The organism is Pseudoalteromonas sp. SR44-8, from assembly GCF_014163635.1.
In the GTDB taxonomy this organism is placed as follows: Bacteria; Pseudomonadota; Gammaproteobacteria; order Enterobacterales; family Alteromonadaceae; genus Pseudoalteromonas; species Pseudoalteromonas rhizosphaerae.
In genome coordinates this window covers 23,918-41,234 of the sequence record NZ_JACJDS010000012.1, presented here as the reverse complement: position 1 = coordinate 41,234, position 17,317 = coordinate 23,918, and the positions used below count along the sequence as shown (strand labels likewise).

Below are 17,317 nucleotides of genomic sequence, written 5' to 3'. Positions count from 1 at the left end.
TAAATTATGACCAACATCAACTACATACAAATTAGTTTCAATTTATACAAGCATTTGCCTCGTAAATCCTATACAATGCGCGCCTCTTTAAATTCGTTGAGGCGTATTAATGTCAGAACCAGTCACGTTTGAATCTCTAAATCTTTCTCCTGCAATTTTGAAGGCAGTTGAAGAGTTGGGTTACAAGACACCATCTGAAATCCAAGCTCAATGTATACCGTTATTGCTAGAAAGAAAGGACGTACTGGGACTAGCTCAAACGGGTACAGGTAAAACCGCAGCATTTGCACTGCCATTACTTAATAATATTGACCCGTCTGTGAAGCAGCCGCAGATCCTTGTACTCACACCAACCCGTGAGCTTGCGATCCAAGTAGCTGAGGCATTCGAACAATATGCTAAACATGTTCGTGGTATTGAAGTATTGGCACTTTATGGTGGCCAGAGCTACAGTATCCAATTAAGTGCACTTCGTCGTGGCGCGCAAGTTATTGTCGCTACTCCAGGTCGCTTAATCGATCATATTAACCGTGGCACTATCAAGTTTGACAGCTTACAAGCTCTTGTACTTGATGAAGCCGATGAAATGTTACGTATGGGCTTTATCGATGATGTTGAAAACATCATGGAAAAAACGCCGCGCGAAAAGCAAACATGTCTTTTCTCTGCGACCATGCCTAAGCAAATTCAAAACATCAGCAGCAAATATATGAATAACCCTGAACAGGTTCATATATCTGCGCGTAACTCAACGGTATCATCTGTTGAGCAAGTGTTTTGGAATGCCAGCGTACACAAGAATAAAGCGATTGTTCGCTTTTTAGAAGCTGAACAATATGAAGGCGCGATTGTTTTCGTACGTACACGTAACGATACAGTACAACTTGCTGAGTTATTAGAGCGCGAAGGTTTCTCTGCAGCTCCACTTAACGGTGACATGAACCAGCAAGCACGTGAACGCACAGTAGAACGCTTAAAAAGTGGCATGCTAAACGTTGTTATCGCAACAGACGTTGCAGCACGTGGTCTAGATGTTGACCGTTTAAGCCTTGTTATCAACTACGATATCCCACAAGATTCTGAAGCTTATGTTCACCGTATTGGCCGTACAGGTCGTGCTGGTCGTACCGGTAAAGCGATTCTTTTCGTAAAACATAACGAACGTTATTTACTTAAAAATATCATTCGTCATACGAATTCAGATATTGTACAAGTTGAACTACCAACTGCAAAAGTTGTTGAAGAAAAACGTATCGAAGCGTTACAAGCTAAATTAGCTATTGCGCTTGAAAATAAAGATATTACTTTCTTTAATGAAGTAGCAGCTAATATGGCGCAAAAGCTTGAACTTGCTCCTGAAGACCTAGCAGGTGCGTTACTGTGTTTAGCACAGCAACAATCACCAATTAAGGTTGAAGAAGTTAAGATCCAACAACGTGAGCGTAGCGAACGTAATGACCGTAACCCACGTGAGCGTAATGATCGTGGTGACCGTGGTCGTCGTAACGAACGCAGCGAACGCCCTGCACGTGACCGTGATGCTAAACCACGTGAACGTAATAGCCGTGATGCAGGCCCTATGGATACTTACCGTATCGAAGTAGGTCGTGAACATGGTGTTCAAGTTAAGAACATTGTTGGCGCTATCGCTAACGAAGCTGACATCTCAAGCAAGTTTATTGGTGATATTCGTTTACACGACAATCACAGTACGGTTCAATTACCGCAAAACATGCCTAAAGATGTACTTGATCATTTCCAAAAAGTGTTTATTTGTAAACGTCCAATGGGCTTAACATTAACACAAGATCAAGGTCCTGCTGAACCACGTGCTGAACGCTCTGAGCGTCCATCAGGTGACAAAAAACGCAGCTTTAACAAAGATGACAGTGCACGCGGTGATAAGCGTAGCGGTCCTCGTAAAGAACGTCGCCCAGTAAGCTTCACAGCTAAATAAGCAACGACTCTTTAATAAAAAAACCTTGCCACGAAAGTGACAAGGTTTTTTTGTGTTTGGAATAAAGTAAATCTTCATGAGGGGAAGATTTTGTGAAGTCATAAGAGTCGTTGATAGCAATTGCATTGAATGAATGAGTATTTGAATTCGCTAAAATAATCATGTTTTTAATAAAATTGGCATAAATAACGCTCTAACATCTATTTTTGCTTCTAAGCGAGCCGCAATCAAATATAAACCAGCAAGTTTACGGTGAATAAATAATGCATCCACTGGTGGTGTATGCCATTGCTGTGCTTGTGCACTAAGTTGCAACCCAGCATCTTTAATATTTGATGCCAGTTGGCTATTTTTAAAATCAAAATCACCATCGTGACGCAGTGGCTCACACGCCATTAAAAATAGCTCTATGACATTATCTTTATAACTGTCACGCAATGTATCTTTAAAATAACCAATCTGAGTGGCCGCATTTAATACCCCATCTCGATTATTCTCACTGCCTGCTTTAAATAAAGCTAGATAAGCTTGGCTCAACTGAGGCGAAATCTCGCGGGTTGCCCCAAAATCAAATAAAACGATTTTTTGTGTGGCTGGTTGATAATGAAAATTAGCAAAGTTTGGATCTGTTTGTATCAGTCTAAATTCAAACATTTCTTTAAAAAATAACGCAATAAGTTGCTGTGCCACAAAGCTTTGCTCTGCTTTGGGTAGATCGGTAATTCCCTCTATAGGCTGAGCCTCAATATACTGCATCGTTAATATTTGTTTAGTACTGTGCTCTTTATAGACGTTAGGAACAATAAAGTGTCGGTTATTTGCCAATGCATTTTTATAACGTAATAAATACTGCGCTTCACGATGATAATCAGCTTCCGCTAATAATTGTATTTTAGCCTCTGCGACGAGTGGCTTAATATCAAGATCTTTAGGTAATAAACGAGACAATGTAAGCAGCGATATAACATTATCAACATCACTGACCACACTTTTTGCGATCCCCGGGTATTGAATTTTTACAGCTAATTGCTCGCCGTTTTCATGGTAGGCCAAATGCACTTGACCAATAGAAGCGGCAGCAAATGGCCTAAGCTCAATATGTGAAAAGCGCGATAACCAGTCATCTCCCCACTGCTCTTTTAATACGGTAATGAGTTGTTTGTGTGGCATGGGGTTAGCGTCTGATCGAAGTAATGCAAGTAATTGAGCAAGCTCTGGACTGAGTAGATCCCCAGCATCCATTGACAGTAGCTGTCCTAATTTCATTGCCGCACCGCGTAAGTGTGATAGTTCTGTCGCTAGGTTTTTTATGTTTTTAGGCTGCAGTAATAAGCTTTTATTATCCCAACCCTTTCCTGAAAGAGTACTTTTGGCTCCCTCAAATAACATATTACTCGCGACACTGGTTGCTAATGAGCCTAACTTTGCAAAGCGTGAAAATCGAGATGTAGGAACAGCGCGTTCATTGGCCATACTAAAACCTAGTTAACGAATATATTTACCGGTTTATACGTACCAAGCTGGGTATACGATCGAATTGACAACTGGCTGGATAAAACTAACCACAAAAAAACCTCGCCATTATAATGACGAGGTTTTTACACATAAATATTTAGCCGTGTTTTATTAAGGCGCGACTGCTGGGTACACGTAACTTGCGTCTAATCCAAGCGGGATACCCAGTGCCCAGTAACCGAGTAAAAATAAGCTCCAGCCAATCATAAAAGCGATTGAATATGGCAGCATCATCGCAATAAGCGTGCCAATGCCCGTGCCTTTGACGTATTTTTGGCAGTACACCACAACTAATGGGAAATACGGCATTAAAGGAGTGATGATGTTTGAACTAGAATCGCCCACGCGATAAGCCGCTTGAGTTAAATCTGGCGAGATACCTAACTGCATTAACATAGGCACAAACACCGGGCCCAGTAGCGCCCACTTTGCTGAACTTGAGCCAACAAACAAGTTTACAAAACCAGTTAAAAAGATGATACCGACAACAGTCACCGCACTTGGTAACTCCATGGCTTTTAACAGCTGCGCGCCTTCAATTGCCAGCAGAGCTCCCAAGTTTGATTTACTAAATGCAGCAATAAACAAGGCACAAAAGAACGCCATTACAATATAATACGCCATGCCGCCCATTGCTTTACTCATGGCATCTATCATATCTTTAGAGCTTTTAAAGGTGCCAACGGTAAAACCATACACTGCACCAGGTATCCAAAACAGTAGGAAAATTAGCGGTACGATAGATTGCATTAAAGGCGAGCGAAAATTAGTTAAAGAGCCATCTTCGCTTCGCATTGCAGAGTCCGCAGGGGCTGACACATAGGCTAATAAAGCAAGACCTGCAATCATCACTGTACTTGCAATAAAAAACGCGCGTTTTTCGTCGCTACGGGCATCTTCAAATGCAGGTAAGTCTTCTTTATTACCATCTAATTCGGTATTTTTTAACCGTGGTTCAATAATTTTATCGGTGATGTACCAGCCTAATAAAATAATGAATAAACTTGAAGCCGAGGTAAACGCCCAGTTATTTAATGGGTTAATCGACATCGCGGGGTTAATAATTTGCGCCGCACTTTGGGTAAAGCTTTGCAGTAGTGGATCAATCCCCGACGGAATAAAGTTTGCACCAAAGCCACCACTGACTCCCGCAAATGCCGCCGCAATACCCGTCAATGGATGGCGCCCTGCTGCATAAAATATAACACCAGCTAACGGAATGACTAACACATAACCTGCATCGGTTGCTGTATGGCTGACGATGGCGACTAAAATAATTGACGGTGTTAAAAGTTTTTTAGGTGTCACCTTTAACATTAACTTAAGGCCAGTATTAATAAAGCCAGAATGTTCAGCAACCCCTACACCCAGCATGGCCACTAACACCACACCTAACGGTGCAAAGCCGGTAAAAGTTTTTACCATTGATGATAAAAAGGTCGCTAACGAATCACTCGCCAGCATATTATTAATAATAATAGCTTCACCGGTACGAGGGTCGATAGCGTCAAAAGTAACACCTGAGAACCACCACGACAGTAGCCAAATTAGTAACATGGCAAACAAAAAGATGATTGCCGGATCAGGTAGTTTATTTCCTACCCGCTCAACAAAATTTAAAAATCGCGCAACTATGCCCGAGGGCATTGCCGCATCATTATTATTATTCATTTCACTTGTTCCCTAGAATTTAGTCAGTGGTACTTTAGCGTATCTAGGGAATGAGGTAAATTTTAAGTGAACAGAAAATACATTTTTAGGAACTAAATAGTCTCAATGCACAAAAAAACGGCATTGTTGCCGTTTTTTTAAATAACTTTTTATTTAGTCTTTTAAGCGAGTGCTTTTACTTCTTCCCATAATCTTACTACCAGGGCTTTATCTTCTTCGTTAAGCTCACCATTGCGATACGCTTTCACTAAACTTTTTTCAACGGTTTCATTGAGCTCATCTATTTCAAGATTAAGCTCTTCAACTTGCGCATAGCCTACTGCTAAATCAAAATGGCCTCGTAAATAACCACCGGCAAATAACTCATCATCAGTGGCTTTGATCACTAAGTCATCAAAATACTGTTGGGCTGCGTCAATATAATTTACTAAACTCACTTCTACTTCTCCTGATTTTGCAGGGTCTTCTACCAATCAATCTTGATGGCCTACTGCATACATAATATGGTCGTTAAATCCGCAGGTTACACGAATATAACCGCTTAATTCATCATCCAGCTCACTATCGCCTGTATCGCAAATGAGCGGGCGGCCGTTTAAAGCCTGTAATTTAGTTTTGGTAGCCACCACAATAATATTATCCAGCCCTATCGCGCGAATAAGTGCTGGGCTTAACTGTTGATTGCCACGGCCAAAAATATGGCCTTGGCCACCAATTAGCGTGATCACTAATTTAGTGTCGCGCTGATGGGTCATCGCTAATAATTGTTCAGCTGTAAGATCTTGCGCAATTAAGCTTTGATCTGCAACTAAATCAACACCTAATAAGGTATTTTCAAGTCCCATTTCTTGCATAATAGCTGCAACTGTTGAGCCACTGCCCATTACATATAACGTATCTTCATCCATTTCACTGACGACATAGGCGGCGATATCAGCAAGTACCAGCTCGTCGGTTTCTTTACCGCCATTTTTTACGGCTTGTACATAACGTACTTCACTGGGTACTTGCATTTCACCATAACGTTTTGCTTTAACTGTGCCTTGACGAAACGCATCTTCGTCAATATCCATCACATCGGCATCGCCTAAGGTAACTAGTTCACCTTTGACCAGCATTTCGACTACCCGCCCTGCGGCCTTTGGCGTGATTGCATAAACCCCTGAATGAATTTTACAGCCGGCAGGAATGCCAAGTGCCGGTACGCTATCTTCAACCGCATGACAAATATTGCGCGCAGTGCCATCGCCACCAGCAAATAAAATTAAATCAACACCTAGCTGTTGCAATACCTTGGCTGCACGCTCAGTATCATCTGCACTACTGGGGTGCTCGCTTTGATACACAACTTCGGTATTAAAACCAAGATCTGTAGCGGTGCTTTCACCCATTGAGTGATTAACAGTATAAATTGTTATTTTATCTTGATAAGGCAATAACACCTCAAGCGCTGCTTTAGTGCGTAAATTAGCTTTTGGCTCAGCGCCAAGCGCCAGAGCTTTAGCCGCAACACCATCACTACCTTTGAGCGCCACACTGCCACCTAAACCAGCAACTGGGTTTACAATTAGTCCTAACTTAAACTGCATTACTTAACTCCTGAGGATGTTGCCATACAAACTGCCCGGCATTCAATGGCCATGGCGTATTGTAAAATTCGCTTAATGCTTTTAAAAGTGCAGTAGTCCGAGGATTAAAGCCTATTTTTAGTAACTGTAAAAGTTGCTTGTGTACTCGCGCCTGAAAATCAAAACGACAGGTTTGCTCACCATTTAAATTATCAACCGAAACATTAAACTCAAAACCTGTAGCAACACTCAACGCCCACTCGATTGCTTGCGGTTTTACTTCAACGGCTTCAAATTCTGCTTGCTGAGCTTTATCACGGCCATCTGGGCAATACCAATAACCGTAATCTTCGAGTAAACGACGTTTATCACCCGCCACCAGCCAATGAGCAATTTCGTGCAGTGCACTGGCATAAAAACCATGGGCAAACACAATTTGATGATACGGCGTTTTAACATCAGCGGGAATATAAATAGGCTCATGCTCACCTTTGACCAAGCGTGTATTATGGCTGTGGTAAAAAGTGCGTTCAAAAATAGATGTTAAATCGGCTATTTGATGCATAAAAGTCTGATTAATTCGCCTCGGTAAAATGCAACAAATGCACATTAAAATCGAGGCGAATTGTACGGGCTTTTAGCAAGAATGTAAAAGTTGATAAAGACTAAGCAGCCATGCGTTATTGTCTTGCCTTTACTTTGCAAATTTAGCTAAGCCAAAAATATGTATTCGCTGCAATCTAGCTCCTTTTATTTACTGTTCAAGTAATAACCCTTATCCTCTTTACATTTACTATCCGAATTTAATAATAAAATTATAAACCCATGTTCAAATTACTTTTTATAAAACGACCGAAGCTTTTAGTTGTTACTTTAATTACGCTGATAAGTATCCCCCTGCCCTCATTTGCAAAAAGTGTCAGCATCAATGTGTTTGCAATCCCTTCCAAGTCAATCATTAACTTAGTTGAGCAAACTAGTGATGCATTAAAAAAAGAAGGGATCATGAGTTTTTATGAAAAAGGTAAGCCAGTGCACGCTACTTTGTATTTAACTGACTTTGTTGAAGGCTCAGAAGAAGACATTAAACGTGCTGTAAAAAGTATCACCGAGCAACATCAAGAGTTTGCTATAACAGCGCAAGGTTTTAGTGTTACGCAAAGTAATTGGGCATTTATTAACTTACAGTATTCGCCTAAGCTACAAAGGCTAGCAGATGAAGTAACAATGGCGATTGAGCCATTACGCGACACAAATGCCACAATCCCTAGCTGGGTTAAAAACTACCCCAACAAATTAACGGCATTTGAGCGCTATGGTAGCCCCAATGTATTTCAGAACTTTCAGCCGCATTTAACATTATTAGCTAACGAGAAAAGCCCTAAGCTCGTTATTTTAAATAAACAAATGCAAGCCCACCCGCCTGAAGCGCAGGGTAAAATAATCGGCATTGGGATTGGCATTTCAGACCCGTTTGGCCAACAGAAACAAGTGATTGCAGAATACTTTTTTAATAACGATAAAAACTAACTTATTTTTATCGTTATTGTTTTACTAAGTAGCGTTTCAGTAGACGGGTATTGCGGGTATTTGCTTTAAAGTAAGCGTCAAAAATATCACCGACAAGCGGAATTAGGCCACCAAAAAAATCAATCAACATATTTATTACGATACGTAATTTTATACGCTTACTAACTCCTAGACGCTGGGCTTCAAATAGAATATAGCTAGATAAAATTAGCCCAGCTAGATCTCCAATACCAGGCAGAATACCGATCAGTGCCTCTACGCCAAACTTAAACCGAGTAAAAGGAATGCCAATACTGCTGTCGGTAAAGCGACTAAACCTTTCTAGCCGCTTTAATGTATCTTGGTGTGATAGCTTAATCTGTTCCATACATCCTCATAACCTTAGCGCTTGGCAAGTTACTTTAAGTAACATCAACCCCTGCTTCATCGCAAGCAACAATATCAGTTTCTTTTAGCGCTTCGGTGATCCACTGTTGTAATGTAGGGCAACTTAAAACATGCTGACAATAATGCTCCGCCAAAGCTGAAAGTGAAATTTGGTAGGTTTTTAACCTAAGTACTACAGGCGCATACATAGCATCTGCGATACTAAACTCACCAAACAACCACGCATTTGGGTAACTACGTTGTTGCTGGCTGAATATTTCATCAATGCGGCTAATGTCTTTTTTAGCCGCCGCAGATAACTCAATTAGGCGAGTTGCACGAATATTCATTGGCATTTCATTACGCAGCGCCATAAAGCCGGTATGCATTTCAGCGCTTAAACTGCGGGCTGTCGCTCGCTGCGCAGTATCAATAGGCCATGCCGCATTAGACAAATAAGCATCATTGATGTATTCACAAATTGCCAATGAATCCCATACCTGCAAGTCGCCATCGACTAAGGCGGGTACTTTCTGTACTGCAAAACTGTTTTTAAGCGTTTCATAAAACTCAGGGGTGTCTAATACGAGTTGTTTCTCAGTAAAAATAACATTGAATTTACTCATTAAATACCATGCTCTAAGCGACCATGTCGAATAGTTTTTATTACCGATAAATAATTGCATTTGCGTTCCTTAGTAGTGTTTAATATCCCTAATATAGAGCAGTAGTAAATTAATTACTTACCAATAGTTTTTATACAATACATAAATAAAATTGATAGATGAGTTAAATATGGATTTAGACGCCCTACGTACTTTTTGCGCTTTTGTTGAAACGGGCAGCTTTACTCGCGCTGCTCAACAAGTATGCCGCACCCAATCGGCAGTGAGCATGCAAATGAAAAAGCTCGAACAAGAGCTGGGTAATCCATTATTTATCAAACAAGGCAGGCAGCTTGTACTATCGTCAAGTGGCGTTCACTTAGCCAGCTACGCAAAACAATTATTAGCACTGCATGATGAAGCCTATAAACAACTTAAAACCGGTGGTGGGCAAACTCGCGTGCGCTTAGCATGTCCTGACGATTATGCAGGCACAGTATTACCTAAAGTTGTGGCTTTATTACATAAACATATACCGCAACTTGATTTACAAATCAGTTGCGCGCCGACCAACCAGCTCAAAACACTGCTAGATCAAGGCTTGCTAGACATGGTGATTGCGACGCGCTCGCCCAGCTCTGAAGAAGGTTATTTTTTAGAATCAAGCAAAGGTGTGTGGGTTAAAAGTGCCGAATTTAACTATCAATCCGCTATGACCCTGCCGGTTGCAATATTTCAACGAGATTGTAAATTTCATCAAGCGGCTATTGAAGGGTTACTAAAGGCTGAACGCCCATTTAACATTGTTGCTTGCTGCGGCTCGCTCAGTGCGCTCACAGCATTAGTAAAAGCCAATCTAGCCGTTGGTGTGATGGCTGAGGTAAGTAACACTCAGGAGCTGGTGACGGTTACTGACTCAACTCTGCCGCCCTTGCCCGTTATTGATATCGTACTATTACACGCAAACCACGCTCATAACCCGATAAAACGAGAGTTAGTAAAGCTAATAGCAGCAGATTATGCACTTACCTTGTGAATCTTGGGTTTTAAAGACTATCGCAGCCTTACTAAGGTGCGTTTTCGCTTTGGCTCAGTAAGAAATAAAAGTTGCGTATTATCGTGTGAAGCATTAATTAACATATTACCTTTCTCGTTCGCGATATGGCGTATTTCTGAGTGAGCGCTTTGTAAATCAAGCATATTAAGCTCATAACCATCTTCTTGCTCTAAGGTAATACTCAACGTTTGCTCATCGACCGCCAGACCAATAATATCACTATCATCTGCGTGCCATACTTGAGCAAAATTGCCATCTTGATCGAGTCGAAATACCTGTTTGTTATTTGAAAAATAAATCTGATCGTGTTTGTCTAAAGCCATTGCATAACAAGCCAGCCGCTCTCCTTGGCCAGTGAATGGCGATAAACTTAATGTTTGCATGTCTAATTTTGCTGGGTGAAATGTAACGCCATCGTCAGCGCGATATGAAACCAAGATCGCATCTTCATTATAAAACTTCTCTCTGAGATAAAACGAATGATGATGGTGGGCTATTTCTTGATAATCGCCACTTTTTAAATCAATTCGAAACAGTTTATCTTTGCTTGCGGTGATCACTTCTTCGCCATTTTTTGACCAAACAACCCCAAACAGTTCTTCATTATTAGGGTTTGCAAAAATCAGCGTTTGTTTACCTTGCTCATATAAAAATAGCTGTTTTAAACCAAAACGATGGGATTCAAAGACAAACTTAGTTGAATCAGGTGAGAACACCGGTAAAAAATCAACCGACGAGGTATCGACAAGCTTTTCATACTGCTGAGGAGCGGTATTTGTTGCCCGTAAAATATCAACATCAATATTTACAAGCTCCATCAATATCTCCTCACCAGATGGCGTGAATGCAGCATCTCGAATAACTTGATAATTATTAAAGGCGATATCAGTTGAGTTGCCCTGACGATCAATAAGTAATAGATTATTTGTGCTGCTTATCAGCAAGTATTCACCACTTGGGTGCCAACTAAGCCCCTGAATACCATCTTCAATAACGGCAATTGTTTTACTGCTATTATCCGTTAAATTCAGTATTTCAATACGGTAGTTATTTTGTCCTGCTTCATAACCAAGCGCTAGTTGCGTTTGATCTGGCGACAACGCATGTAACTTTAACCAGTCTTGACCCATTGAGGCTTTGATTACCTGTTTTTGTTTAGTTTCTATATTGACGGTCGAAAGCTGCGTATCATTTTTATGTTTTCGTCGCTCAATAAAATAAACCTGATTGTTATTAGTCCATTGTAATTGCTGGCTGGTAACTAAATATTCTTTAAATTCCAGTACGTTGGCGTAATTTAAACTCGTTAGAGTTACCATGTCTAAATTAAAATACGCTAATTGGCTAACATCATTTTGTTTTTCTATAAAAGCCAATGCGCGATTATCCGGACTCCAGCCTAGACTATAGTAGGTCGATGGGTGCTGGGATAATTGTACCTCTTTACCTGTCGTTAATTCTTTTAGCCAGATATGCTGATTATCATTGTCACCGCGAACAAATGCTAAATAATTGCCGTTATTAGATTGCGATTGAGAGGATTCATTGGCTTCATTTGATGTTACAGGCACCAACGCAGAGAAATCAGTTTTAACAACCTGCGTTGCAAATGCGAACCAACCACCGACCAAACATACAATTGTCACGGCGATAAAAGCCAACAACGGCCACTTTACACAGTGAGAACGTGTTTGTTCGTTAAGCTCAAGGCAATAACCCCGTTTCGGGTGGGTAATGATGAATTGTGGATTTTTAGAATCTTCATTAAATGCTTTCCTCAGCAGTGCAATATTGCGTTGCACATTACTTGGGCTAAACACTGAATTAGGCCACACAGCTGCAAAAATTTCTTCCTGACTAACCACATTGCCCCTATGAGAGTACAAAAATTGGAGCACATCCATAACCTTAGGTTCGACAATTTGTACGCCTTCAGCTGATGAAATTTTACCACGGCTAACATCGACGTCAAAATTCCCGATTCGAAACCTACCCACTTACAACTCCAATAAATTCATACAAATCATAGATTAAGATTTTCTTAAGATAAACTCAAGGGTTATTACATTGCCGCATTAATTAGTTCAGTTAATGGTTAGGCACCATTTACTAAGTAATAAAAAAGATGCAACGGATATTATCGACATTCATTATTTTTGTGAGCGCGTTTCTACTCTTTCAAATTCAACCTATCTTATCTAAAGAGCTACTACCCGAGTTTGGCGGTGGCGCTTCGGTTTGGTCAACCAGCCTATTTTTTTATCAAAGCATGCTGTTACTCGGCTATTTATATGCTCATTTGTTAAGCCGTTATCAGCTCAAACGACAATTATTTATACACACATTGTTAGTGGCTGTATCGAGCATCATTACTTTTAACACAATTGAAGTCAGTCTATTTTTATCACTAACACCAGCGTGGTCAGTGATTGCTAAATTGTTTTTACAGGTTGGCTTAGTCTTTATGTTACTAAGTGCCACCAGCGTACTATTGCAGCGCTGGTATATTGAATCGACCGCTATGACTGTACCTTATCAATGGTATTCGCTTTCGAATCTGGGTTCACTACTTGCTTTGCTGAGTTACCCATTTATTTTTGAAGTTTTATTTTCAATCGATGAGCAAAAGAGCTATTGGACAGTGGGGTTATTTGCATACTGCATACTGTTATTGTGCCTAATTTATGTATTATTTAGTAATGGCAGTATCGCTGATAAAGCTATTACTAAATCAAAAACGACTTTGCTCGTCAAACCTAATTGGCTGTGGATTGCGTTCTCAGCAACCAGTTCAATGATGTTGATCGCGACAACTCAGATGATCAGCATCAACATCCCGCCTATGCCTCTGATATGGGCTTTACCATTGGTAATATATTTGCTGACCTTCAGTTATGCGTTTGCATCCGCAAAAAGCTATAATCGCGCCCATTGGACGTACTTATTAATATTTAGCGCATTCGCAGGGCTGATGATGTTTTTCCTTGGCAGCCAATTTAATGCTTTAGCTCAACTGGTGATCTACAGCTTTATTTTATTCATTGTTTGTATGATCTGTCATGGTGAACTTCGAAAACTCGCGCCAGATGGCTCACTGCTTACTGTATTTTATTTATATATCGCTTTAGGAGGAGTGATCGGCAGTTTACTCAGTGCCTTAGTCGCACCGCTACTGTTTGAACAAATAACAGAATTCATTGTGGCGTTAGCTGTAGCGCTTTCATTATTTATATACACGCTACTCACCCAGACGACGAAAACGTCCTCTTGCTATAAAATAGCTTTACTGGCTACGCTGGTTATTTGGGGCACAGGATATAGCTATCTTTTTGTTAATTTTAATCAATACAACTTAGCGTCTGAGAGAAATTTTTACGGTTATGTCACTGTCAAAGACATTACAACGTCTGATCTTGCTGAACGACGCCTAATCGATGGCACAACGATTCATGGCTCACAGCCACTTAATAAACAAACTGAACTCACAAACAGCTATTACCATCACCATACTGGTATCGCTAAATCATTGTCAGCATTAAAAAAGCAACAAGATTTAAATATAGGTATTATTGGTTTAGGTGCTGGAGTTTTAGCAAAGTTTGGCGATAAGTTCGATAAAATCCGCTTTTATGAACTTAATCCTGCGGTTTACAACATGGCCATGAATTATTTTTCATATTTAACAGATAGCCCTGCACGTATTGATGTGGCTATTGGCGATGGCAGAATCACCTTAACTAAAGAGCAAAAAAATAATGCACCGTTAATGAATGCGTTAATTATTGATGCTTTTTCAAGTGATGTTATTCCTACCCATTTACTAACTGAAGAAGCTTTTCAGTTATATTGGCAGCGACTAACAAAAGGTGGCTTATTAATTATCCATATATCCAATAATCATATTGATTTGATGCCAGTGCTCCAAGCTCACAGTAAGCGCTTCGATAAATCTCTGATCAAATTTAACTATAGCGGTACGCAGTTAGGCTCACAATGGGTCGTAATGACGAATAACCAAGCATTTTTAAATTCGATAGCCATTACAGACTTATCACCGATAACACCTTATTCAACAGTACATTTGGCGCAATGGACAGATCAAAAGCACAGCCTGATCCCGCTCCTGAAACTTTGATGTCTATCTTAAAATAACCACAACAAAAAAGCGCGATTAACATCGCGCTTTTAAATAATTCTAAATGCTTTTAACTAAACTCTAAACAGAGCCATTAATTGGCCCATGCTCATGATGAACATGCGGGTTTTGACCGCGTTGACGTAGTAAATGATCCATTAAAGTAATGGCCATCATCGCCTCGGCAATCGGGATTGCACGAATGCCAACACATGGGTCGTGACGGCCTTTAGTGATCATTTCCACCGCTTCGTTTTCAGTGTTAATACTGTTGCCAGGGATGGTAATACTTGATGTCGGTTTGAGTGCAATTGACGCGATAATATCTTGCCCTGTAGAGATACCTGCAAGCACCCCACCGGCATGATTTGAGGTAAAGCCATCAGGGGTTAACTCATCACGATGCTCAGAGCCTTTTTGCTCAACCACATCAAAGCCGTCGCCAATTTCAACGCCTTTTACTGCGTTAATACTCATTAATGAATGTGCAAGTTCAGCGTCAAGGCGGTCAAATACCGGCTCACCTAAACCAATAGGTACATTCTTAGCCACTACTTTTACTTTCGCGCCGACTGAGTCACCTTGTTTTTTAAGGTCGCGCATATAGTCGTCAAGCGCGTCTAACTTGCTTGCATCTGGGAAAAAGAAAAGATTATTTTCAACTTCATCCCAATCGTAATTTTCAGCTTTAATTGGCCCTAATTGACTCAAACACGCACGTACTTCAATACCATGAAATTGCTTTAAATACTTTTTAGCAATAGCGCCTGCGGCAACACGAATAGCGGTTTCGCGAGCAGATGAACGGCCACCACCGCGATAATCGCGTAGGCCGTATTTATGCCAGTACGTGTAGTCACCATGACCTGGGCGAAATACGTCTTTAATTTTGCCATAATCTTGTGAACGTTGGTCGGTATTTTCAATTAATAAACCAATACTGGTGCCGGTGGTTTTACCTTCAAAAACACCCGCTAAAATTTTAATTTGATCGCTCTCACGGCGCTGCGTAGTGTAACGGCTTTGCCCTGGCTTACGACGATCTAAATCGATTTGTAAATCTGCCTCAGTGATTTCAAGACCTGCGGGCGTGCCATCCACAACACCGCCTAAGGCGACGCCGTGGCTTTCGCCAAAGGTGGACACTTTAAATAACTGCCCTATGCTATTACCTGCCATTAACTTTCCTCATTCCTAATGACTACTAAGTACCGAGCCTGAGGCTCGGCTTTGATTTTTGTGGTGATCAGTCTGCGAAATATGCAACGAGTTGTTTTTTGCTGATCACAAATACGCCAAATCCACCTTGCTCAAACTCAACCCATTCAAAAGGCGCATTTGGATAAAGGGCATCCATGTGTACCATAGAATTACCAACTTCGACAAATAACAAACCGTTATCAGTTAGATGATCGGCCGCTTCACTCAAAATAGTACGGGTTACATCAAGACCATCATGGCCTGATGCCAAGCCAAGCTCTGGCTCATGGTGGAACTCACGCGGTAAATCAGCCATATCTTCGGCGTCTACATACGGAGGGTTTGCCACGATCAGGTCATATTTCTGCCCTGGTACACCGCTGAATACGTCGGATTGAATAGGTAATACACGGTCACTTAACTGATAATCAGTGATATTGATATCAGCAACTTCGAGTGCTTCATAAGAAATATCAACGGCATCAACCTGCGCTTCTGCAAAAGTTTGTGCTAATGCAATCGCGATACAACCGGAACCGGTACATAAATCTAAAATACGATTTACCGATTCAGGCTCAGCTAGCCAAGGTGAAAAGCGATTATGTATTAACTCTGCAAAAGGTGAACGTGGGATCAATACGCGCTCATCGACATAAAATGGCATATTAGCAAACCATGCAATATTAGTCAGATAAGGTACTGGCGTGAAATCATTTATACGTTCTGCAATTAATCCCGCAAGGCGGTTTTTTTCGGTGCTAGTTAACCGTGCATGCATTAATTCTTTTGGTGCATCAATGGGTAAGCTTAACGCGGGCAGTAACAAGTTGACTGCTTCATCCCATGCGTTATCAGTTCCATGACCAAAGAAAATACCACTGCTGGCAAATTGACTCGTGGTCCACCGTAGCCAATCGTGTAACGTTGACAGTTCTGCTACAGCTTCATCTAAGGTTGCTTCTTCTATTAATAATTCGCTCATATTCGTTATCTACCTGCTGCTTTAGAAAATATCAATTCAATCGAGGCGCAATTAAGGCCCCATGATTGCCCTATTGTAACGCTTTTTTACACAGTTTTTACTCTGTTTTCACTCGATTTCTAGCGTTTTTTTGTTTAGACTGCCGCTATGAAAAAAGATCCTCTCTCAAACGCAGATATTAGCCCTGACGACATCGATATGTTTCGTCAAAGTATTAATGGTGCCCGTGTATTTAAACAAGACACGCATCGCTTTGCTAACAAACCTAAAATCTCACAAGCTAAGCTGTTTGCCCAGCAAAAAAAGCAACATCAGGCAGAATTTTTCTTTTCTGATGAATATGTGCCAGATATTGATACCAACGGAACGGTTAATTATGTGCAAGACGGTCAAGATCGTTTTTTAGCAAAGCAGTTACGCCGAGGTGACTTTGTACCTGATTTAACCCTTGATTTACATGGTTTAAATAAGGAGTTGGCAAAAGATGAACTCGCAGGACTGATCCATGAGTGCAAAAAGAAGCATTACTACTGTGCGTGTGTAGTACATGGTATTGGTGGACATATACTCAGACACAAAGTGCCGCAATATTTAGTACAGCATCCAGATGTCATAGCAATACACCAAGCGCCACTTGAATACGGTGGTAAAGGTGCGGTACTTATTTTAATAAACTTACCACAAAGTGATGAATTTAGACGCTAAGCGTTAACGTTATCCCTATTTCAAGG

The 17,317-nt window shown here is 40.8% G+C and carries 15 protein-coding genes; 5 read left to right on the top strand and 10 right to left on the bottom strand.

Going from position 1 to position 17,317, the window contains the following annotated elements:
* The first annotated feature begins 109 nt into the window (after positions 1 to 109).
* Positions 110 to 1,957, top strand: coding sequence for a DEAD/DEAH box helicase (locus H5183_RS07715; protein WP_145240410.1), 1,848 nt, complete (start codon positions 110 to 112; stop codon positions 1,955 to 1,957).
* A 159-nt stretch (positions 1,958 to 2,116) separates the two neighbouring features.
* On the opposite strand, the gene H5183_RS07710 is transcribed toward H5183_RS07715, so the two are convergent.
* The 5 genes from H5183_RS07710 to H5183_RS07690 all read right to left on the bottom strand — a co-directional run bounded on the left by H5183_RS07710 (position 2,117) and on the right by H5183_RS07690 (position 7,276).
* Positions 2,117 to 3,430: an AarF/ABC1/UbiB kinase family protein gene (locus H5183_RS07710; RefSeq protein WP_182731371.1), complete on the bottom strand. Its 1,314-nt coding sequence runs from the start codon at positions 3,428 to 3,430 to the stop codon at positions 2,117 to 2,119.
* Positions 3,431 to 3,583: 153 nt separating this feature from the next.
* A complete protein-coding gene (locus H5183_RS07705) occupies positions 3,584 to 5,143 on the bottom strand; it encodes an AbgT family transporter (protein WP_182731370.1) in 1,560 nt (519 codons plus the stop codon).
* Positions 5,144 to 5,304: 161 nt separating this feature from the next.
* Positions 5,305 to 5,580: a YfcL family protein gene (locus H5183_RS07700; protein WP_145240403.1), complete on the bottom strand. Its 276-nt coding sequence runs from the start codon at positions 5,578 to 5,580 to the stop codon at positions 5,305 to 5,307.
* Positions 5,581 to 5,616: 36 nt separating this feature from the next.
* Positions 5,617 to 6,732 carry an ATP-NAD kinase family protein gene (locus tag H5183_RS07695; RefSeq protein WP_149983017.1) on the bottom strand — a complete coding sequence of 372 codons (1,116 nt, stop codon included), beginning with the start codon at positions 6,730 to 6,732 and terminating at the stop codon, positions 5,617 to 5,619.
* Entirely contained in the window at positions 6,722 to 7,276 is a 555-nt protein-coding gene (locus tag H5183_RS07690; RefSeq protein ID WP_149983018.1) for an elongation factor P hydroxylase, read from the bottom strand. The genes H5183_RS07695 and H5183_RS07690 overlap by 11 nt, the downstream gene beginning before the upstream one ends.
* 260 nt (positions 7,277 to 7,536) lie before the next feature.
* Here H5183_RS07690 and H5183_RS07685 point away from each other — a divergent pair, with 260 nt between their 5' ends.
* Entirely contained in the window at positions 7,537 to 8,241 is a 705-nt protein-coding gene (locus tag H5183_RS07685) for a DUF1045 domain-containing protein (protein WP_182731369.1), read from the top strand.
* A gap of 13 nt (positions 8,242 to 8,254) precedes the next feature.
* On the opposite strand, the gene H5183_RS07680 is transcribed toward H5183_RS07685, so the two are convergent.
* A complete protein-coding gene (locus H5183_RS07680; protein WP_145240395.1) occupies positions 8,255 to 8,608 on the bottom strand; it encodes a DUF4112 domain-containing protein in 354 nt (117 codons plus the stop codon).
* 34 nt (positions 8,609 to 8,642) lie between these two features.
* Positions 8,643 to 9,293, bottom strand: a complete 651-nt coding sequence (locus H5183_RS07675; RefSeq protein ID WP_182731368.1) for a glutathione S-transferase family protein — start codon at positions 9,291 to 9,293, stop codon at positions 8,643 to 8,645.
* A gap of 109 nt (positions 9,294 to 9,402) precedes the next feature.
* On the opposite strand from H5183_RS07675, the gene H5183_RS07670 reads away from it, so the two are divergent.
* Positions 9,403 to 10,248: a LysR family transcriptional regulator gene (locus tag H5183_RS07670; RefSeq protein WP_182731367.1), complete on the top strand. Its 846-nt coding sequence runs from the start codon at positions 9,403 to 9,405 to the stop codon at positions 10,246 to 10,248.
* A 17-nt stretch (positions 10,249 to 10,265) separates the two neighbouring features.
* Here H5183_RS07670 and H5183_RS07665 read toward each other — a convergent pair whose 3' ends face one another.
* On the bottom strand, positions 10,266 to 12,266 hold the full coding sequence (locus H5183_RS07665) for a winged helix-turn-helix domain-containing protein (RefSeq protein ID WP_182731366.1): 2,001 nt from the start codon (positions 12,264 to 12,266) through the stop codon (positions 10,266 to 10,268).
* 128 nt (positions 12,267 to 12,394) lie between these two features.
* Here H5183_RS07665 and H5183_RS07660 point away from each other — a divergent pair, with 128 nt between their 5' ends.
* A complete protein-coding gene (locus H5183_RS07660; protein WP_182731365.1) occupies positions 12,395 to 14,404 on the top strand; it encodes a fused MFS/spermidine synthase in 2,010 nt (669 codons plus the stop codon).
* An 81-nt stretch (positions 14,405 to 14,485) separates the two neighbouring features.
* Here the strand turns inward: H5183_RS07660 and aroC are convergent, their stop codons facing one another.
* Both aroC and prmB read right to left on the bottom strand, forming a co-directional pair.
* Positions 14,486 to 15,583, bottom strand: coding sequence for a chorismate synthase (gene aroC, locus H5183_RS07655; RefSeq protein WP_182731364.1), 1,098 nt, complete (start codon positions 15,581 to 15,583; stop codon positions 14,486 to 14,488).
* Positions 15,584 to 15,650: 67 nt separating this feature from the next.
* The gene (prmB, locus tag H5183_RS07650; protein WP_145240383.1) at positions 15,651 to 16,586 is read right to left on the bottom strand and encodes a 50S ribosomal protein L3 N(5)-glutamine methyltransferase; all 936 of its coding nucleotides are present in this window, start codon (positions 16,584 to 16,586) and stop codon (positions 15,651 to 15,653) included.
* Between the two features lie 147 nt (positions 16,587 to 16,733).
* Between prmB and smrB the strand changes: the two genes are divergently transcribed.
* Complete coding sequence (smrB, locus tag H5183_RS07645) at positions 16,734 to 17,291, top strand: endonuclease SmrB (protein ID WP_145240381.1); 558 nt, start codon at positions 16,734 to 16,736, stop codon at positions 17,289 to 17,291.
* The last annotated feature ends 26 nt before the right edge of the window (positions 17,292 to 17,317 follow it).